This is a genomic window from Saccharospirillum impatiens DSM 12546, assembly GCF_000423605.1.
GTDB classification, from domain to species: Bacteria; Pseudomonadota; Gammaproteobacteria; order Pseudomonadales; family Natronospirillaceae; genus Saccharospirillum; species Saccharospirillum impatiens.
Genome location: NZ_AUIH01000137.1, coordinates 1 through 1,929, shown reverse-complemented (window position 1 = coordinate 1,929; position 1,929 = coordinate 1). Strand labels below are relative to the sequence as shown.

Genomic DNA, 1,929 nt, shown 5'->3' with positions numbered 1-1,929 from the left:
AATGGCTGCAAGCCGCGTAAGAATACAATTTAACCCATAGGGCATTTTATCTTAATTTAATGCATTAGTGGTCTTGACGGTGGGGTCCACAATACTTGGAGGAGTACCGAGTTCGGAATGTTTCTCGCCTAGCCTCGAACTTCTGCCCATCGGCACTGACGTGCACAATACCCTCTTGTATGTAGTAGTGCTGAAAGATGAGTAGCTTTGCTGTGGCATTATTGATTCGATCGTTCGCATTATTCAGGGTTTCCAGTCGCAGGTAATTTGCCTGGATGGTGCGCAGCTGCTCATAACTTCGATCGGAAATCTCGGCAATGCCATAGATCCCTTGATTAGTAGCATTGGCAATCAAGATGGCCAATAAATCCACTTCAAACAAGCGGCTTTTCGAACTCATACCCTGCACATGCTCAAAGTCATCTAAAAATCCGGTATCCCTGTCGACAACCCGCAACACATCGGCAATTTCGACTGAGCGCATCTGTTCGAAGAAAGGGTTGTTGACCAGGTGTTTCTTGCTTGCTGCGGGCAACCGCCAGTACCGTTTGCCACCTTTGTTTCTCAAGATCACATCCCGATTATCGGTCTTTTCCAGATAGCTACTCACCTCGTGCAGCCGCATGTTCAGTTCGGTGGTTAGGCTTGGGATGAGTGATGTTGGATCAGCCATCAGCTTTGCTTGTGCCGTGGCTTCCGTGAGCTCTTTCTTATCTCGCTTCCAGCGCTGGGATTGAACCAAGTCTGCTTCCAAGGCCCGATACTTAATGACGTCCGGCATTAACAGCTGGCCTTGCAGTCGGTCGGGGATCTGCAGATATAGGTACCATTCAAAGCGGGCTTTGTTGAGGTTCCCATCCTTGTTCAACAACAAGGGACGGAGGTGCTTTTGCGGTAAACGCCAATCTAGGCTAGCCTCGCTGAGTTTCCGCTGACTCTTCAGATCCAATCTCGCTTGATTCAAGGCCTGCGCAAGCCGCTGCGTTTGATCGGCTCCTTCAATGCGTAAACAACAGAACAAGGACCGTAGCAAACCCCTGCGAAGCGTGGTCTCAGCATCCAAATGCTGCCAATAGGCTTCATCTGCCGTTTGCTTCTGGTTGCTCAAATACCGGCAAACTGAGGTCAGATCTTTGGTATTCAGCAATTTAAACGCTTGCTCTTGAACCGACTGAAAGCGGGTTTCTGGGGTAAACCTTTCATCTAAAAATAGCTGCAGCACATCGGCGGCTTTGCCGACATTGCGCGCCGCTTTTTGCCAATCCTGATAAACCTGCTCTTTGGCCATTGCTTTAGCGCGAGCTTTTACTTGGCGCACATGATGGATAAAGCCATCAGCAATGCGTTCAAGGCATTGCTGGTACCGGTTCTGCAGATAGCTCAGTAGATACAGTTGTTGGTTTAAAGGGCTTTGGCGTTTTAGCTTGGCGCCGTAATAGTCAACACGCTCGGCATAATACTGTTGATTCATCTGTGACAACCCAAGGTGTTTCTGTACCTGAGTGATGTCAGTCATCCATGGTTGCAGGTGACGATACACCTTCAACTCCTTATCCAACTCAGTGCCGGTGAAGTTGCGAGCACTCTGACGTAGATGTTGTAAAGTGAAGGTGTGTTCCCCAGACAACAATTCATTGACCATACCACTCAGTTCTTGAGTGCTGGCAGTCACTATTTGGTCATGCAGAGATTTCTGGTGCTGAACCAGCACCTGGCTAATTGTCTTTTGAAGAGTGCTGTAGGCTGGGATTGCAATTTTGTTATGGGCCAAAAATTCGATCGCTGCATCAAACAAGGCCCTTGGCGCAGCCCAGCTGGTAGCCTGCTCCAATAATGCATTGAATAGTAAGGCTCTGTTGAATTTTAAGTGGGTTGATTTTGCATGTGGTGGTTCACTCTTCCGTAGTCCAGTTTACCCGCTATAAGGAA

Annotated in this window: 1 protein-coding gene and 1 pseudogene; both read right to left on the bottom strand. The window is 48.4% G+C overall.

Translation table 11 applies throughout. The annotated features are described in order from the left end of the window. Positions 1-64 precede the first annotated feature (64 nt). A complete protein-coding gene (locus G565_RS27680) occupies positions 65-1,288 on the bottom strand; it encodes a Tn3 family transposase (protein WP_425413998.1) in 1,224 nt (407 codons plus the stop codon). Between the two features lie 432 nt (positions 1,289-1,720). Then, positions 1,721-1,837: pseudogene (locus G565_RS27840) on the bottom strand (DUF4158 domain-containing protein); the annotation flags it as partial. Between the last annotated feature and the right edge of the window lie 92 nt (positions 1,838-1,929).